Genomic DNA, 16210 nt, shown 5'->3' on the forward strand with positions numbered 1-16210 from the left:
ACAGTGACGATGACGGCGCAGCCCAGACTGCTCGGCGGCCGCTACGAGATCGGCGGCGTCCTCGGCTACGGGGGCATGGCCGAGGTACACCGCGGCCGTGACCTGCGGTTGGGCCGCGACGTCGCCATAAAGATGCTGCGCACCGACCTCGCCCGCGACGAGACGTTCCTGACGAGGTTCCGGCGGGAGGCGCAGAACGCCGCGTCGCTGAACCATCCGTCGATCGTGGCCGTGTACGACACCGGTGAGGACTCCGGCAACGGGTCCGTCCCGTACATCGTCATGGAGTACGTCGAGGGCCGCACCCTGAAGGAGGTGCTGATCGCCGAGGGGCGGTTGGCGCCCCGGCGGGCGTGCGAGATCGTCGCCGACGTGTGCGCGGCGTTGGACTTCAGCCACCGGCACCAGATCATCCACCGGGACGTCAAACCGGGCAACGTCATGCTGGCCACCAACGGCCAGGTGAAGGTCATGGACTTCGGTATCGCCCGGGCGATGGCGGCGGGCCAGGCCACGATGACGCAGACGTCGGCGGTGATCGGGACGGCCCAGTACCTCTCGCCGGAGCAGGCGCGGGGCGAGACCGTGGACCGCCGTTCCGACGTGTACGCGACCGGTTGCCTGCTGTACGAGCTGTTGTGCGGGGACCCGCCGTTCACCGGCGACAACCCGGTCAGTGTCGCCTACCAGCACGTGCGGGAGGCGCCGAAGACCCCCAGCTCCGTCAACCCGGACGTGCCGCCGTCGGTGGACGCGATCGTGTTGAAGGCCCTGGCGAAGAACGCCGCCAACCGGTACCAGACGGCCGGTGAGATGCGGGAGGACCTGGAACGTGCCATCGCGGGCCGTCCCGTGCTGGCGACGCCGTTGATGGGCGAGGAGGAACGCACCCAACTGCTGGGGGCCGCGACCGGGGACGACACCCGGCACGTGCCCGCCGCGGTGGAGGCGCCCCGCCGGAACCGCAAGCGCGTGGTCGCCCTGTGGACGGTGTTGGCGTTGCTGTTGGCCGGTGCCGTCGGGTACGGCGCCTGGTACATGGCGGCCGGCAACCGGGTCGAGGTCCCCACCGTCATCGGTGAGACCCAGGCCGACGCGGAGACGATGATCCGGGAGGCGGGCCTGGAACCGGAGGTCGACATGGTGCCCTCCACCGAGGAGGAGGCCGGCCTGGTGCTGGACCAGTCGCCACCGGGCGCCGCCTCGGTGGTGGAGGGTTCGGCGGTGACCATCGAGGTGGGTGCCGGCCCGACGATGGTGGAGGTCCCCGACCTGTCGGGGGCACAGACGCAGCAGGAGGTCATCGACCTGCTCGCCGAGGTGGACCTGTCGCCGAAGTTCGAGGAGGTCGACGGTGTCGAACCGGGGTTCGTGTCGCAGGACCCCGAGGCCGGTGAACAGGTCGAACCGAACGGCAAGGTAACCGTCAAATGGTCCGACGGCAATCTGAACGTGGTGCCCAACGTGGTCGGGCAGAACGAGGACGACGCCTGCGGCCAGTTGAGCAGCGCCGGGTTCGGTTGCAACCGCGAGTACGTGACGGGCAACCAACCCGTCGGTACGGTACTGGAGCAGAACCCCGGCGGCGGTCAGGAACTCGAAGGCGGTGACGTGACGATCCGGGTGGTCGGGGTGAGCGTCCCGAACCTGGACGGTAAGACCATCGACCAGGCCCGGGCGGAAATGCCCGATGGTCTGCAACTGGAGGTACCGGCCGACGCCGAGGGCGACTGGGTGATCAACGGCCAGGACCCCGCCCCCGACACGGTGGTGCAGGGCGGCTCGACCGTGACGGTGACCGCGGAGGACCCGGGACCGATCGGGTGACGTGACGACGAGAACGGCCGCCGGTCACCCGGCGGCCGTTTCGCGTATGGGGGCCGGATCAGCCCGCGGCGGGCAGGATGCGGCCGGTGACCTCGCCCAGGCCGATCGTGACACCGCGCGGGCCGGGGGCGGTCGCGGAGATGGTGACGGTGTCGCCGTCGACCAGGAAGGTGCGGATCGAGCCGTCCGCGAGGGTGACCGGTTCGCTGCCGCCCCACGTCAGCTCCAGGAAACTTCCCCGCTGGTCCTTCTCCGGGCCGGAGACCGTGCCGGAGGCGTAGAAGTCACCGGGACGCAGCGCCGCGCCGTTCACCGTCAGGTGCGCCAACTGCTGCGCGGGTGTCCAGTACATCTGACCGAACGGCGGCCGGGACACCTCGGTGTCGTTCCACTTCACCGACAGCGTCAGGTCGTAGCCGTAACGGTCGGACTCCTTCAGGTACGGCAGCACCGCGGGCTCCTGCACGGGCGCGGGCACCCGCGCGGCGGCCAGGGCCTCCAACGGGGTCACCCAGGTGCCGATCGACGTGGCGAACGACTTGGCCAGGAACGGACCCAGCGGCTGGTACTCCCACGCCTGGATGTCGCGCGCCGACCAGTCGTTGACCAGCACGACACCGAACACGTGCTCGGTGAACCCGTCCGGTGACACCGAGGACCCCATCGGGGACGGCGCGCCCACCACGAAACCGACCTCGGCCTCGATGTCGAGCCGGGCGCAGGGACCGAACACCGGCTCCCCCTCCGGGGTGCGGCGCTGCCCACTGGGACGCACGATGTCGGTGCCCGAGGGCACCAGCGTGCCCGCGCGGCCGTGGTAACCGACCGGCAGGTGCTTCCAGTTCGGCATGAGCGGTTCCCCGTCGGGACGGAAGATCTTCCCGACGTTGACGGCGTGGTGCTCCGAGGAGTAGAAGTCGACGTAGTCGGCGGGCGTGAACGGCATGTGCATCGTCACCCGGGCGACCGGCGTGAGCAGTTGCGAGACGGAGGCCTTGTACTCGGTGTCGGTCAGCGCCTCCTGCAGCTGGCCGCGCACCTTCGACCACGCCTCCGGCCCGGCGGCCAGCAACGGGGTCAGGTCGTCGGCGCCCAGGGCGGCGCAGGTGGTGCAGCCGGGGCAGGTGCTCCCCGCGACCAGGGCGCGGACGTCCAGCACCTGATCGCCGATGCGGACACCGATCCGGCGGGACGTGTCGTCCTTCGTGGAGAACACGCCGTACGGCAGGTGATGGACACTGTAGAGGCTGTCGGTGGCGCCGTCGACCCAGCTCACTTCTTATTTCTCCTCATGTACCAGGGACAGACCGGTGAGGTCATCGAGCGGTTCGGCGATGCTGCACGAACCGAAGCCCGCCCACAGTGGCCGTGCGGCGGTGAGCAGTTCACGCAGCCGCGCGGCGACCACGGTGGAGTCGCGGATCTCCAGACATTCTGTCACGGAGTCGACACTTTCCGATCGGTGGGCCTGATCGGCCGCCAGCAACACGTTCCCGAAACCGTGATGCGTGAAACCGGTGGCGGGATCGGTGTGCCGGGCCAGGTGGTGCAGACCCGCCGTCAGCTTGAAACCCGTCCCGGCGCGGGCGCACACGGTGATCGCCTCCGCCAGCCGGCGGGGGCTCGGGAACAGGTCGGCGGTGAGACCACCGGTGCGGAACTTGGGGACCAGGCCGCCACCGGTCAACTCGGGAAGCCAGTCGCCGGCGGCGTCGACGGGTATTTCAGCGAATACCGGTATCCCGTGCCGCTTCACGGCGTCGGCCAACCGTTCCACGTCGGCGCCTCCGGAGACCCGTGCCTCCAACTGCACCGGCCGAAGCCCCGGCGGCGGCGCGTCCAGGACCGCCACGGCGGCGGGGACCCCGGTGTCGGCGATGACACCGACCCGCAACGGTCCCTCCCCGGCGGGCACCTGCGACAGCCGCCCCACCGGCAACAGCAGCGGCCCCACCAGGTCCGCGTACCAGGCGGAACGGTGAACGCGGTGAGCCGCGACCGCGTCCGGGACCGCCGCGTTGCCCGGCGGGAAGACCGCGGCGTCGTCGATGAGGCCGGTGAACAGCGCCGGTATCGCGAAGCGGTGTGACATCGTTCCGAGAATAGTTGACGGCGGTCCCGGTATACCCGTGCGAACCGGACGGACCCGTTCCGTGAAGTGACCGGGCCGGTCAGGGGTCGCGTTAGGCTGGCCACACCACCTACGCTGTCGTGACACCGGCAGCCGACCGCGCGTCAAGGAGTCGATGATGCCCTACTACCGTGCCGTCGGGGAGATCCCCCAGAAGCGACACACCCAGTTCCGGCAGCCGGACGGCAGCCTGTACGCCGAGGAGCTGATGGGGCAGGAGGGTTTCTCCTCGGACTCGTCGCTCCTGTACCACCGGCACCTGCCCACCGCGATCTCCGACAGTCTCGCGTACGACCCCGGCACCGTCGAACCGGTCACCAACCACCCGTTGAAACCCCGGCACTTCCGCACCCACAAGCTCGGCGGCGGCGGCGACGCCGTCCTGGGCCGCCGCCACCTGCTGGCCAACGCCGACTGCCGGATCTCGTACGCGGTGGCGGACCGGCCGTCCCCGTTGTACCGCAACGCGATCGGCGACGAGTGCGTCTACGTGGAGGCGGGAACCGCGACGGTGGAGACCTCCTTCGGTGCGTTGGACGTGTCGCCCGGTGACTACCTGATCGTGCCGATGTCCACCATCCACCGGATCGTGCCGACCGGGGACGAACCGTTGCGGACGCTCGTGGTGGAGTCCAGCGGGCACATCACCCCGCCGAAGCGTTACCTGTCGGTGCGGGGCCAGTTCCTCGAACACTCTCCGTACTGCGAACGCGACATCCGCGGGCCGGAACAGCCGCTCCTGGTGGAGGGTGAGGACGTCGAGGTGTACGTGCAGCACCGCGGCCGCGGCGCACGCACCGTCTGGACGAAGTTCGTGTACCCGCACCACCCGTTCGACGTGGTCGGCTGGGACGGCCACTTCTACCCGTGGGTGCTGTCGATCCACGACTTCGAACCGATCACCGGGCGGATCCACCAGCCGCCGCCGGTGCACCAGACGTTCCAGGGACCGAACTTCGTGATCTGCTCGTTCGTGCCGCGCAAGGTCGACTACCACCCGGACGCGATCCCGGTGCCGTACAACCACCACAACGTCGACTCCGACGAGGTGCTGTTCTACACCGGCGGGAACTACGAGGCCCGCAAGGGGTCCGGCATCGAGCAGGGATCGATCTCGCTGCACCCGTCCGGTTTCACGCACGGGCCGCAGCCCGGAGCGGCGGAACGCGCGATAGGCATCGACTACTTCGACGAGCTGGCCGTCATGGTCGACACGTTCCGGCCGCTGGAACTGTGCGACGCGGCGTTGGAGTGCGAGGACACCGGTTACGCCTGGACGTGGAACCGCAGTCCCGAGGCGTGAACGGCGAACCGCCCCCCGGCCGTGGGCCGGAGGGCGGTTCGGGTCGCTGTCCTGTGCACTGAAGGCTCAGGAGCCGCCCGGGGTGATCACCCGGCCGGTTCCCAGCGTCCTCGTCGAAGCAGTGGCACCGCGCGCCGTCCCACGAGTGGACCGGACACGCGGATCGACCACGGATGTCCTAATCGAACAGTTCTTCGAAGAAGCTCTTGCGGCGCTTCCTCGGGTGGCCGTGGCCGTATCCGTGGCCGTGCTTGTAGTAGGGCTGCCCGTGCCCGTGCTTGTAGTACGGCTGTTGGCCGTGCCCGTACGGGGACGCCGGCGGCGGGTAGTGGCCCGGCGCGACCGGCGGCGGCGGGGCCTGCGGCGCGGGAGCGGCCGGAGGCCGGGGAGCCGACTGCGGCGCCCCACCGGACTGGAACTTGGCGTCGGCGTCGATCAGGTGCTCCAGCTCACCCCTGTCGAGGAAGATCCCCCGGCATTCGGTGCACTGGTCGATCGTGACGCCGTTGCGCTCGAACTGGCGCATCTTCGCGTGGCACTTGGGACAGTTCATCTCCATACTTTCCAACGGTACCTGGCAGGTGCACGCATACGCATATGGGTGACGGTTGACACGTCAGCGTCGCGCCTGGGCACCGTTCTCCACGCGCCACGGCGAGCGTGGCGACTCCGCCTCCCGGAGCACCCACCACCAGATTCCGAACACCGCCGGGTACAGCAGGTAGCCGAACCGGCTCGCCGGCAGCAGGCACATCGCGACCGTGAGCCCCACCGCGCACACCGCCGAGGCGTGGTGCGCGGAGGTGACCGGGGTGCGCCACAGGTACACCGCGAACCCCGCCGCCGCCGACGCCAACAGCATCATCGCGATGATCCCGCCGCCGGGGACGTGCTCGGCGATGAGATGACCCGGCAGCGGCGACGCGGCGGTCGACTTCACGACGCCCTGCCCGAGCGGGTATCCGATCACGTTGTCGTAGAAGGCGCCGGCGTCGGCCACCAGGGCCGGCACCATGGCCAGCACCGGGATCCCGGCGGCGGCGGGCGCGAACCGGCGCAGTTCCCCGCGCCGCCAGGCCAGGACCGCCACGACCACCAGGACCGGCCACGCGAACAGTTTCAACGCCGCGGCGACACCGATGGCGACACCCGCGAGCACCGGCCTGCCCACCGCCATGGCCGCCAACGCCAGTACGCACGCCGCCACCACGGGCAGGTCGTCGCCGCCGGTGGCGAGCGTCAACGCGCACACCGGCACCACGAACACCGCCTGGATCGCGCGGACCGTCGGGTTGACCGGCATACCGGCGTCCCGCAGCAGCCGGACCGCCCACCACACCGCCGCGACCGTCACCAGCGCGAAGTAGATCCGGGCGTCGGTGAACCACGCCTCACCGAACCAGGCGCGCGGCAGGCCGAACAACGCCATGCCGGGCTGGTACGGGTCGTAGCCCAGCAGCGGCACCGGCAGCGCCGAGATCACCTCGTCGGTGAGATAGGGGGTTCCGGTCTCCCACAGCCGGACCCCGGAGTCCTCGACGACCAGCACCTCGTCCTGCGCCCGGCCGGCAACGCCCTGGGCGCGTTGCGCGACCTCCGCCAGCAGGGGCATGCCCGTGACGGCGGCACCGGTACCGACGGCGACCCACAGCCGCAACCGCACCGGTGTGCCGTAACGGTTCCACAGCAGCACGGACACGATCGTCGCGGGCACGTACCCGCCCAGGACGACGGCCCCCCAGAACCGGTGCGCGGGCAGGGTGGACCACACCGCGGTGTACACCGCGAACGCGGCCGACAGCCCGTACAGGAGTGCGTCGAGGTAGAGCGGGTCGCGCCGCAGTCGCTCCATTGTGTCCCCGTGCCTCAGCGGAGGGTGAGCTGGCGGCCGACCAGGCCGTCACGGGCCCGGCGCTGCGCGCTCGTCAACGGGGCCGTCTCGGTGAGCGCCTCCGCGTAACGCTTCATGAACTCCGCGACCGGTGACTCGCACTCCTCGGCGGTGACGTCGGGAGCCAGGTCCCACACCGGAACCAGCAGGCCGTGCGCGCGGAACATGCCCGCGAACTTCGACGCCTCGGTCAGTTTGAGCCGGTCGTCGCCGCGGAGCCGCGCGAGGGCGTCCAGGGCGGAGTCCTCGTCCTGCGGCATCACGATCCGCACGTGTACGTGTTCCGGTGTGCGGCACCAGTAACCGGCGTCGGCGGAGGCGAGCGGACTCGTCGGGTAGATCGACGCGTTGGCGCGTTCCATGCTCGCGCCGATCTGCGGGTTCTCGGTGTCGGCGTCCGGCGCGAGCCAGTAGTCGAAGGTGTCGTGGACGGTGACCTCGAGCGGGGCGTCCGACAGCAGGTCCTGCATGCGCGGGCCGGGACCCGGCCGCGCGGGGACGGCGACGGGCCGGCCCGGGGCGGCCGCGAGCGCGGCCAGCAGGGACGCGGCGATGTCGCGGCTGACGTCACCGGACTGGAACTGCCGCTGCATCGCGACGAAGACCTTGTCGTCGGTGCGGCTCATCGCGGGCCACGCCAACGGGAGCACGGTCGTCAGAACGACCTCGCGGTCGCCGACCTGCTCGGCGAACTCCGGTTTGAGGCTCAGTGGCGCGGTCGCGGCGGGGAGCAGTTCCCGCATGGCGACCCAGTCGCCCTCGCCGGGAAGGCCCTCGAAGGGCCGGGCCACGAATACGTCGCGGATCTTGGTCTTGCGCGGTGTCGCGCCGCTGGCGCTGTGTTTGCGTCGCTTACTCACAGTGTGACAGCCTACGGGTGAACCGCTTGCTGTGCTCCGGGTGTCAGCCTCGCCCACACCGTTCGCCCGTGTGACTCGTCCTGCACACCCCAGTTGGAGGCGAGGGCGCTGACGATGAGCAGGCCCCTGCCGTCGGGTGCGGTGGTGTCGAGGGGGCGGGGCCGGGGAAGGGTCGCGCCGCCGCCGTCGGTGACGGAGAACTCCACCTCGCCGTCGGCCACCCGGCAGCTCACGGAGAGGTCGCCGTCGGGCAGCGGGGTGGCGTGGCGCACCGCGTTACAGATGAGTTCGGTGGCGACGGCGTGTAGATCGGCGAGCCGGTGCGGGTACAGCGAACCGACCACCTCTGCCAGCCAGCGACGGATGGTGGCGGCGCTGCGGGCATGGTGGGGCACCCTGGTCTGCCATGAGGTGGGGCTGTTCACCACCGTCCGCATGTACTCAAGCCTCCACGTGACGCGTGTGTGATACGGCACGGGCGTGAACACGAGCCCCGTTGGGCCGACCCGTCCATGAGGGGTCCACCGAACAGTGTGCCGATCCGTCTAGAAGATACCGCTAGATCGCCGAAACGGCACACGTCCGGTCCGCGCGGCCGGCCGTGAGGTGACGGGATTGTGGCCGCGTTATGGATTCCGGGTGCCTCGTCACGCCTGGCGTGACGACCCGTCGTGTCGGGGAGATCACGGTGTGCGACCCAGTGTGGCCAACGCCATAGCGGGATCGTCGGTGATGACGGCGTCGGCGCCGAGGCCGGCGAGGAACTCGACGTCCTCGGGCCGGTTGGCGGTCCACACGTACACCTTGCGGCCCGCGTCGTGGGCCTGCCGGATCAGGTCCGGCTTGGACCGGACCAGCGACAGCCGGGGTCCCACGATCCCGGCGGCCTCGGGCACTGTCCCGAGCGGGAACTCGTAGAGCCACACCAGCGGTACGGCGGGGTCCATGGTGCGGTACCGGCTGACGGCCGCCCGCGCGAAGGACATGACGGTGACGTCCAGGCCGGGGAAGTCGGCCAGCGCCCGGTGCAGTGCCCGTTCCACCTCCGCGCCGAACCGGGATGGGTGCTTGGTCTCGACCAGCATCCGCACCCTGCGTGGGGCTTCGTTGATCAGCCGCAGCAACTGCACGAACGGCAGGATCTGGTGTTGTTCACCGGCGACCGGTTCGCGCCTGCCGGAGAAGTCGAGCTTCTGGAGTTCGGCGAGTGTCTGACCCGAGATGGCGCCCCTGCCGTTGCTGGTGCGGTCGACCGTGCGGTCGTGGTGGCACACCAGGTGCCCGTCCCGGGTCAGCCGGACGTCGCATTCGACGGCGTCCGCGCCCACCTCGACGGCCCGGACGTACGCGGGAAGGGTCTGCTCGGGGAGATCGACGTTGGCCCCACGGTGCGCCACGATCATGGGTTCCGGCATGCCGCGAAGCATAGTCAACCCACCTGCGTCGGGCCGGGTGGCGGTGTCGGTGGCAGCATTGCCCTCCGTGACGCCTGAAGAGATCTCCCTACTGTTGCACCGGGTCGCGGACGGTACCGCCTCGGTGACCGAGGCCGCCGCCGCGTTGACGGAGGGCGTCTTCGCGGGCGGACCGGGATACGCCGACCTCGGTTTCGCCAAAGTGGACACTCACCGTCCGTTGCGGACGGGTGAACCCGAGACGGTGTTCGGCGACGGTAAGACCCCCGAGCAGTTGGTGGCGATAACGGAACGCCTGCTCGCGGCACGACCCGGCGGCGCGGTGCTGGCCACCCGGTTGCGGCCGGAGGGCCTGGCGGCGTTGCGGAGCGGGTTCGCGCCCGTCGAGACCGACGAGTCGGGCCGCACCGCGCTCGTCGGCACCCCGCCACCGGCGCGGGGCACGGTCGCGGTGGTGTCGGCGGGGACGTCGGACCAGCCGGTCGCCGGTGAGGTGGTGTTGACCGCGCGCGCCCACGGGCTCGGTGTCGTACCGGTGCCCGACGTGGGGGTCGCCGGACTGCACCGGGTGCTGCGGGCCCGGCCCGCGTTGGCGGGGGCCGACTGCGTGGTCGTGGTCGCCGGCATGGACGGCGCGCTGCCGTCGGTCGTCGGTGGACTCGTGCCGGTGCCGGTGGTGGCGGTACCGACGTCGGTGGGTTACGGCGCGGCGTTCGGTGGCCTGGCGGCGCTGTTGACGATGCTGAACTCGTGCGCGCCGGGCGTCACGGTCGTCAACATCGACAACGGTTTCGGGGCGGCCGTCGCGGCGGCCCGCATCGTGCGCGCGGGTGACCGGCGGGAGGCGTGAGGGACCCGAGAAGGGGAACGCGCGTGCCCGGATCACCGGGCACGCGCGTCTGGACTGGGTGAACGGGGCTCAGTGACCGGCCGCCACGGGTTCGCGCTCCTCGGAGCTGCGGCGGGGCTGCGTGGGCCGCGCGGCGGGCGAGGTCTTGTCGGCCCGGGCGATGCGGTCACGGCGGTGTCGTCCGATGTACTTGGCCATGTCTCCTCCTTGTTCATGCGCAGATTACCCACGGGGTACGACATTCAACCCCCAACAGATCGAACACAGTGGATGAATGGTCGGTGGCCGACCGTGACATGTCCTGACCAGGACCTTCGGGGCGCCATGACGGGGCTCACGATATGGCGGTCACCACGGCGCCTCCCCGGAGTGGGGGGCCGCCACTCCTCCTCCCCATGGCGTCGAGCCTAGGAGCGGCGCGCCCGGGATGTCCAACGGGGACGCGGCGGGCTGTGGACAACCGGGTGGTTGTGGAAAACGCCCGGACGCGGCGTCGACCGGCGGGAAACCGGGGACGGCACCGCTCAGCGGGCGATCAACAGGACGAGGTTCAGCAGGGCGAGCAGCCCCAGGGCGATCGAGGGTGTGGCGGCCTTCGTCGGGTCGCCGGCCCGGCGGTGGGCGACGACCGCGCCGATCATCAGCAGGACCAGTCCGATGGACGCCACGACGGCCAGCCACTCCCACCACAGTCCCACCACCAGCGCGACGGCGGCGGCCGTCTCCAGCCAGCCGATCGCCCGGTAACCACCGAACGGCACACCCAGGTGTTCCGCCTGGCGGCGCGCCGCGTCCTTGCCCGTCACCTTGGGCAGGCCGGTCGCCAGGAACGCCACGGCCAGCAGCAGCGACACGATGATGATCACGACCGTCACGGCACCTCCCCCGTAGGAGGCCGATCCTATGTGCCGGGTCGGCGCCGCAGGGGCGAATCACGATCAGTGCCGCGCCGCCAGGCCGTCGAACACCACCCGCAGTACCGCGCGGCACCTGGTGTCGTCCCAGCCGGTGGTCACGGCCGTCTGGCACAGGCCCAGCAGCAGCGCGAGCACGTCGTCGCCCCCGACGTCGGGGCGTACCGCGCCGGCCGCCTGCGCGCGGGCGAGCAGGCGTTCCACGGTGGCGCGCCAGGCGTCGATCGGTTTGTGGACCGCCGGCGCCTCCCCGGTCTGCGCCAGCAATGCCATCACCCCGTGCTTCTCCCCCGCCTGGCGGACCAGTTCGGTGAAGAAGTCGTAGAACGCGGTGGCCGGGTCGCCGTGGGACTCCAGTTCGGTGACGCGGACGGTCAACCGTTCCAGGCTGTCGGTGATGATCGCGTGCAGCAGGTCGGACTTGGTGGGGAAGTGCCGGAAGACGGTGCCGATGCCGACTCCGGCGCGCCGGGCGATCTGTTCGGTGGTGGCGGCCGCGCCGGCCTCCTGGAACACCGCCTCGGCGGCGGCGAGGACCCTCGCGCGGTTGCGGCGTGCGTCGGCGCGCATCGGCCGCGACGGTGACGGATCCGGCAAGGCACCCTCCGAGTCAACCGGAGTGGAGACTCCGTATAGTGGAACCGGAGTGGCCACTCCGGTAAACAGGCTGTCGGCACAAGTGTGCCCCGCATCGAAACGAGCCACACATGACGGATCATCCCACCCCGCGCGAGGTCTTTGAACGCTTCGCCGCCGCCGGCGTCTCCGGAGACGTCACCTCCCAGGCCGACCTCTACACCGAGGACGGCGTCCTCGAATTCCCGCTCGTCGCCGACCCGGTGCCCCACCGCTTCCAAGGCCGCGCCGCGATCCGCAGGACACTCCAGGCGCTCCGCGACCACGTCACGGACAGCGGCACCGTCGTCGACCCCGCCGCCACCCGGGTCACCCTCCACGACACCACCGACCCCCGCGTCCTCGTCGCCGAGATCGCGTTGGCCATCACCCTGCCCACCCCCACCGTCGCCCACTACGTCCAGGTGTTCACCGTCGAGGCGGGACTCATCCGCAACATGCGCGACTACTTCGGCCCCCACCAGATCGACTTCGTGACCCGGGCACTCCGCGACTGAGCCCGACGTCACCCCCACATCCGACCGGGTAACCTCGTCGCGTCCCGTGGACCCGCCACGGGACGCGACGGCGCCCCTGGAGGACGGATGACGATCGGCTGGCTCGACTGTGCCGCCGGCGCCAGCGGGGACATGTTCCTCGGCGCCCTCGTCGACTCCGGCGTGCCACTGCCCGTCCTGCAGTCCGCGATCGACGCACTCGACGTCGAACCCGTGGAACTGCGGGCGGAACCCGTCACCCGGCACGGACTCGCCGCCGTCCGCGTCCACGTCGACCACCCCGAAAGCCACGTGGACCGCCGCTACACCGCCATCCGCGACCTCATCGAGACCGCCGAACTGCCCACCCCGGTCAAGGAACACGCCGTCGACGCGTTCACCCGGCTCGGACACGCCGAGGCCGCCGCCCACCGCGTGCCCCTCGACCGGGTCCACTTCCACGAGGTCGGCGCCCTCGACTCGCTCGCCGACGTCGTCGCCGCCTGCGCCGGACTCCACTGGCTCACCGAACACCGGGGCCTGACCACCGTCACCGCCTCCACCGTCACCGTCGGCGGCGGCGTCACCCGCGGCGCCCACGGCGGCATCCCGCTACCCGCGCCCGCCACGCTCGCCGTCCTGTCCGCGGCCCGGGCACCCGTCACCGGCGACGTCCCGTACGAGGCGTGCACGCCCACCGGAGCCGCGCTCGTCGCCGCCCACGCCCACGGCTACGGCCCGATGCCGCCCATGGTGGTCGACACCGTCGGCTGCGGAGCCGGCGGCAGGGACCCGGCCGAACGCGCCAACCTGCTGCGCCTGGTACTCGGGCAGCCGGTGGAGACCACCGCGCCCGCCGAAGCCGTCCTGCTCGCCGCCAACGTCGACGACCTCGATCCGCGGCTGTGGCCCGACGTGCTGGCCGCCCTCCTGGCGGCCGGTGCCTCCGACGCCTGGCTCACCCCCGTCCTCATGAAGAAGGGCCGCCCCGCGCACACCCTGCAGGTCCTGTGCGCCGACCCGGCGGTCCCCGCCGTCACCGCCGCCGTATTCCGGCACACCACCACCATCGGCCTGCGCAGCAGCCGAGTCGGCAAACACACCCTCCCGCGCCGGTTCGGAGAGGTCTCACTCGACGGGCACACCGTCGCCGTCAAGATCGCCGAACACGACGGCACGGTCGGCAACATCTCCGTCGAACACCGCGACGTCGCCGCCGCCGCCGAGGCACTCGACCTCCCCGTCAAACACGCGCTGGCCAGGGCCACCGCCCTCGCCTGGGACCGGTACGGCCGATGAACGACCTCCTCCCGCTGCTGGCCACCTTCGGCCTCATCTTCATCGCGGAACTCCCCGACAAGACGATGATGGCGACGCTGGTCCTGTCGAGCCGGTACCGGGCGGTGCCCGTCCTCGTCGGGGTCGGCGCCGCCTTCGTCCTCCAGTCGGCGATCGCCGTCGCGGCGGGCGGCCTGCTCACCCTCCTGCCGGACTGGATCGTGCTGGCGATCGTGGCGATCCTGTTCGCCGTCGGCGCCGTCCTGATGTTCCGGGAGAGCCTCTCCGACGACGACGATCCCACCGAGGACGACCGGCGGCGACAGACCCGTTTCTGGCCGACCGTGTTCACCAGCTTCGGCGTCCTGTTCGCCGCCGAATGGGGCGACGCGTCCCAGCTCGCCACCGCCGCCCTGTCGGCCCACTACGAAGCACCCGTCCTGGTGTTCGCGGGCGCGGCGCTGGCGCTCATCGCGGTCGCCTCGCTCGCGGTCGTGCTGGGGCGGCTGGTCGTGCGCTACGTGCCGTTGAAGTGGATCCAACGCGGTGCCGCCGTCCTGTTCGCGGGCTTCGCGATCGTCGCGCTCGTGGAGCTGCTCACCCGGTGAAACGGTTACGCTGGGCCGGTATGTACGTCTTCCGGCGACCCGGCACACCGGCCCTGCGGCCGTTCGTGGCGGCGCTGTGGTGGCTGACGGCGCCTCCCCGGAAGGGATTCGACCGGGTCACCCCCGACGGCGCCGCGGCCCTCTACATCGACCTGGCCGAGACCGGCATCCGCACCTACCACCCCGACGGACGGGTCAGTGAATCGGTGACCGCCGCCGCCGTGCAGGGCGCCGGGACCCGGCCCGTCGTCATCGCCCCCGGAGAACTGACCCGGCACGTCGGTGTCGCGTTCCACCCCGGCGGCGCGTACCCGTTCCTGCCGGAACTGCCGCCCGCCGACACACTGCTCCCCGCCGCCGAACTGTGGCCCGGCGCGAACGCGTTGACCGACCGGTTGCGGCACATCGACGACCCGGACCGGGCACTCGACACCCTGGAGACATTCCTGACCGCCCGGCTGCACCGCCGGCCGGCCCGGGCACTGCCGCAGGTGATGACGGCGCTCGCCGACGGCGTACCGGTCCCCGAGGTGGCGGCCCGGTTCGGCATGACCCGGAAACGGTTCGCCGCCGCGTTCCAGGCACAGGTCGGCGTGTCCCCGAAACGGTACGGGCGCCTGCGGCGATTCCGGCGGGTGTTCGACGCCACCGTGAACGTGCCGGGACCCGACTGGGCGCGGCTCGCCGCCGTCCACGGCTTCCACGACCAGGCCCACCTGATCCACGAGTACCGGTCGTTCACCGGGACCACACCCGGCAGGTACCGGCCGCGATCGCCGCGCGAACCGAACCATTCGCCGTTTTCTACAATCCCCGGCGGCGCGACTGCGGCAAGCTGAAGCCATGACCGGATTCCACGTGATCAAGCTGCAACCCCGACTGGTGGTGTCGGGCGCCGACGCCGCCATCGACTTCTACGGCCGGGCGCTCGGGGCGACGCTCACCGAGCGGTACACCACCCCGCAGGGCAAGGTCGTCCACGCCGAGATCGCCGTGGGGGACTTCACCGTCGCGATCAAGGACGAGGGCGACGGCGACCCGGCACCCCGGGACGGCGGAGTCCCGGTGATCATGTCGCTCCGCGTGACCGACGTCGACGCGGCGGCGGCGGCCTTCGACGCGGCCGGTGGCACCGTCATCTACCCCGTGAGCGACTGGCCGCACGGCGAACGCGGCGGCAGGTTCGCCGACCCGTTCGGGCACCAGTGGATGCTCACCCAGGTGATCGCGGACATGTCGCCCGAGGAGATCCAGCGCGTCACCGACGAGATGTTCTCGCGGGACGACTGACGGCGACTCACCGGGGAGGCGTGGGCGGCCAGTGGGTGGCCTCGGCGGTCTCGGGCACCGGCGGGTTCGGGCGGCCCGGCCGGGGCGGCGCCCACGGGCTGTCCATCGGGACGGACGTCACCGGGTGGTCGGCGTCGGGAGCCGGAGGACCGTAACGCGGCGGTGGCGGCCCGAACCGGGGCGGGGGTGGCGGCCGCAGCCGCGCGAAGTACTGGTTCACGGGTGTCAACGCGATCAGGATGATCGCCACGACCAGTGCGACACAGGCCCCGACCCCGGCGATGACACCGGTGTCGAACAGCCACCGCCAGGCACTGCCCGCACCGTCGTCCCCGTCGGTGCCGTAGAGGGTCAGGAGCAGCACCGTGCCGTACATGCCGCACGGCAGGTGCCAGCCGAGCAGGACTCCGCCGGTCGACCACACGACGACCCGGCCGGCGGGTCTCCCGGCACGCAGCATGACCGCCCCGGTGGCGAGTCCGCCGGCGAGCAGGAACGGGAACGCCAGGATCACCGCGAATCCGGCTCCGGCCCGCGCGATGTCCTCACCGGAGGCGTGGACGGCACCGTCACCGGTGAGCGCGAAGTACGACCACAGCAGACAGACGCAGTGCAGTACGGTGGCCGCCGCCGCACCGATCGCGGTCCACTGACCCGCGACGAGCTGGCGCGGTCTCTCGGCGGGATCGGGGCGACTCGTCATGCCGGACAGCCTAGCGATCGGCGGCATC

At 71.2% G+C, this 16210-nt stretch carries 19 protein-coding genes; 8 read left to right on the forward strand and 11 right to left on the reverse strand.

What is annotated here, in order from left to right; genetic code table 11:
• Window positions 1–9 precede the first annotated feature (9 nt).
• Window positions 10–1827 carry a Stk1 family PASTA domain-containing Ser/Thr kinase gene (gene pknB / locus LX16_RS11150; protein WP_147137738.1) on the forward strand — a complete coding sequence of 606 codons (1818 nt, stop codon included), beginning with the start codon at window positions 10–12 and terminating at the stop codon, window positions 1825–1827.
• 58 nt (window positions 1828–1885) lie between these two features.
• On the opposite strand, the gene fahA is transcribed toward pknB, so the two are convergent.
• Together fahA and LX16_RS11160 are read right to left on the reverse strand one after the other, a co-directional pair.
• Complete coding sequence (gene fahA, locus LX16_RS11155; protein WP_147137741.1) at window positions 1886–3103, reverse strand: fumarylacetoacetase; 1218 nt, start codon at window positions 3101–3103, stop codon at window positions 1886–1888.
• A gap of 3 nt (window positions 3104–3106) precedes the next feature.
• Window positions 3107–3919 carry a hypothetical protein gene (locus LX16_RS11160; RefSeq protein WP_147137744.1) on the reverse strand — a complete coding sequence of 271 codons (813 nt, stop codon included), beginning with the start codon at window positions 3917–3919 and terminating at the stop codon, window positions 3107–3109.
• A gap of 157 nt (window positions 3920–4076) precedes the next feature.
• On the opposite strand from LX16_RS11160, the gene LX16_RS11165 reads away from it, so the two are divergent.
• On the forward strand, window positions 4077–5261 hold the full coding sequence (locus LX16_RS11165) for a homogentisate 1,2-dioxygenase (RefSeq protein WP_147137747.1): 1185 nt from the start codon (window positions 4077–4079) through the stop codon (window positions 5259–5261).
• A 178-nt stretch (window positions 5262–5439) separates the two neighbouring features.
• Here LX16_RS11165 and LX16_RS11170 read toward each other — a convergent pair whose 3' ends face one another.
• From LX16_RS11170 to LX16_RS11190, 5 genes are all read right to left on the reverse strand, one after another.
• The gene (locus tag LX16_RS11170; RefSeq protein ID WP_147137750.1) at window positions 5440–5820 is read right to left on the reverse strand and encodes a zf-TFIIB domain-containing protein; all 381 of its coding nucleotides are present in this window, start codon (window positions 5818–5820) and stop codon (window positions 5440–5442) included.
• A gap of 57 nt (window positions 5821–5877) precedes the next feature.
• On the reverse strand, window positions 5878–7113 hold the full coding sequence (locus LX16_RS11175; protein ID WP_147137753.1) for a glycosyltransferase 87 family protein: 1236 nt from the start codon (window positions 7111–7113) through the stop codon (window positions 5878–5880).
• Window positions 7114–7127: 14 nt separating this feature from the next.
• On the reverse strand, window positions 7128–8012 hold the full coding sequence (locus LX16_RS11180; protein WP_147137756.1) for a DUF5926 family protein: 885 nt from the start codon (window positions 8010–8012) through the stop codon (window positions 7128–7130).
• Between the two features lie 11 nt (window positions 8013–8023).
• Window positions 8024–8449, reverse strand: coding sequence for an ATP-binding protein (locus LX16_RS11185; protein ID WP_147137760.1), 426 nt, complete (start codon window positions 8447–8449; stop codon window positions 8024–8026).
• A 246-nt stretch (window positions 8450–8695) separates the two neighbouring features.
• The gene (locus tag LX16_RS11190) at window positions 8696–9427 is read right to left on the reverse strand and encodes a glycerophosphodiester phosphodiesterase (protein WP_147137763.1); all 732 of its coding nucleotides are present in this window, start codon (window positions 9425–9427) and stop codon (window positions 8696–8698) included.
• Between the two features lie 67 nt (window positions 9428–9494).
• Here LX16_RS11190 and larB point away from each other — a divergent pair, with 67 nt between their 5' ends.
• Window positions 9495–10277 carry a nickel pincer cofactor biosynthesis protein LarB gene (gene larB / locus LX16_RS11195; RefSeq protein WP_244615793.1) on the forward strand — a complete coding sequence of 261 codons (783 nt, stop codon included), beginning with the start codon at window positions 9495–9497 and terminating at the stop codon, window positions 10275–10277.
• Between the two features lie 69 nt (window positions 10278–10346).
• Here the strand turns inward: larB and LX16_RS27930 are convergent, their stop codons facing one another.
• The 3 genes from LX16_RS27930 to LX16_RS11205 form a co-directional block, all read right to left on the reverse strand.
• Window positions 10347–10475 carry a hypothetical protein gene (locus LX16_RS27930; RefSeq protein WP_280176803.1) on the reverse strand — a complete coding sequence of 43 codons (129 nt, stop codon included), beginning with the start codon at window positions 10473–10475 and terminating at the stop codon, window positions 10347–10349.
• A gap of 326 nt (window positions 10476–10801) precedes the next feature.
• On the reverse strand, window positions 10802–11152 hold the full coding sequence (locus LX16_RS11200; protein ID WP_158645563.1) for a DoxX family protein: 351 nt from the start codon (window positions 11150–11152) through the stop codon (window positions 10802–10804).
• A gap of 63 nt (window positions 11153–11215) precedes the next feature.
• Window positions 11216–11761: a TetR/AcrR family transcriptional regulator gene (locus LX16_RS11205; RefSeq protein WP_147137772.1), complete on the reverse strand. Its 546-nt coding sequence runs from the start codon at window positions 11759–11761 to the stop codon at window positions 11216–11218.
• A gap of 137 nt (window positions 11762–11898) precedes the next feature.
• On the opposite strand from LX16_RS11205, the gene LX16_RS11210 reads away from it, so the two are divergent.
• The 5 genes from LX16_RS11210 to LX16_RS11230 all read left to right on the forward strand — a co-directional run bounded on the left by LX16_RS11210 (window position 11899) and on the right by LX16_RS11230 (window position 15479).
• The gene (locus tag LX16_RS11210; protein ID WP_147137777.1) at window positions 11899–12324 is read left to right on the forward strand and encodes a nuclear transport factor 2 family protein; all 426 of its coding nucleotides are present in this window, start codon (window positions 11899–11901) and stop codon (window positions 12322–12324) included.
• An 87-nt stretch (window positions 12325–12411) separates the two neighbouring features.
• On the forward strand, window positions 12412–13602 hold the full coding sequence (larC, locus tag LX16_RS11215; RefSeq protein WP_147137780.1) for a nickel pincer cofactor biosynthesis protein LarC: 1191 nt from the start codon (window positions 12412–12414) through the stop codon (window positions 13600–13602).
• On the forward strand, window positions 13599–14189 hold the full coding sequence (locus LX16_RS11220; RefSeq protein WP_147137783.1) for a TMEM165/GDT1 family protein: 591 nt from the start codon (window positions 13599–13601) through the stop codon (window positions 14187–14189). Before larC ends, LX16_RS11220 begins: the two co-directional genes overlap by 4 nt.
• A gap of 20 nt (window positions 14190–14209) precedes the next feature.
• On the forward strand, window positions 14210–15028 hold the full coding sequence (locus LX16_RS11225) for a helix-turn-helix domain-containing protein (protein WP_147137786.1): 819 nt from the start codon (window positions 14210–14212) through the stop codon (window positions 15026–15028).
• 4 nt (window positions 15029–15032) lie between these two features.
• Window positions 15033–15479 carry a VOC family protein gene (locus LX16_RS11230; RefSeq protein WP_147137788.1) on the forward strand — a complete coding sequence of 149 codons (447 nt, stop codon included), beginning with the start codon at window positions 15033–15035 and terminating at the stop codon, window positions 15477–15479.
• 7 nt (window positions 15480–15486) lie between these two features.
• Here the strand turns inward: LX16_RS11230 and LX16_RS11235 are convergent, their stop codons facing one another.
• Window positions 15487–16182: a hypothetical protein gene (locus LX16_RS11235; RefSeq protein WP_147137790.1), complete on the reverse strand. Its 696-nt coding sequence runs from the start codon at window positions 16180–16182 to the stop codon at window positions 15487–15489.
• Window positions 16183–16210: the final 28 nt, after the last annotated feature.

The organism is Stackebrandtia albiflava (assembly GCF_007994225.1).
GTDB lineage: Bacteria > Actinomycetota > Actinomycetes > Mycobacteriales > Micromonosporaceae > Stackebrandtia > Stackebrandtia albiflava.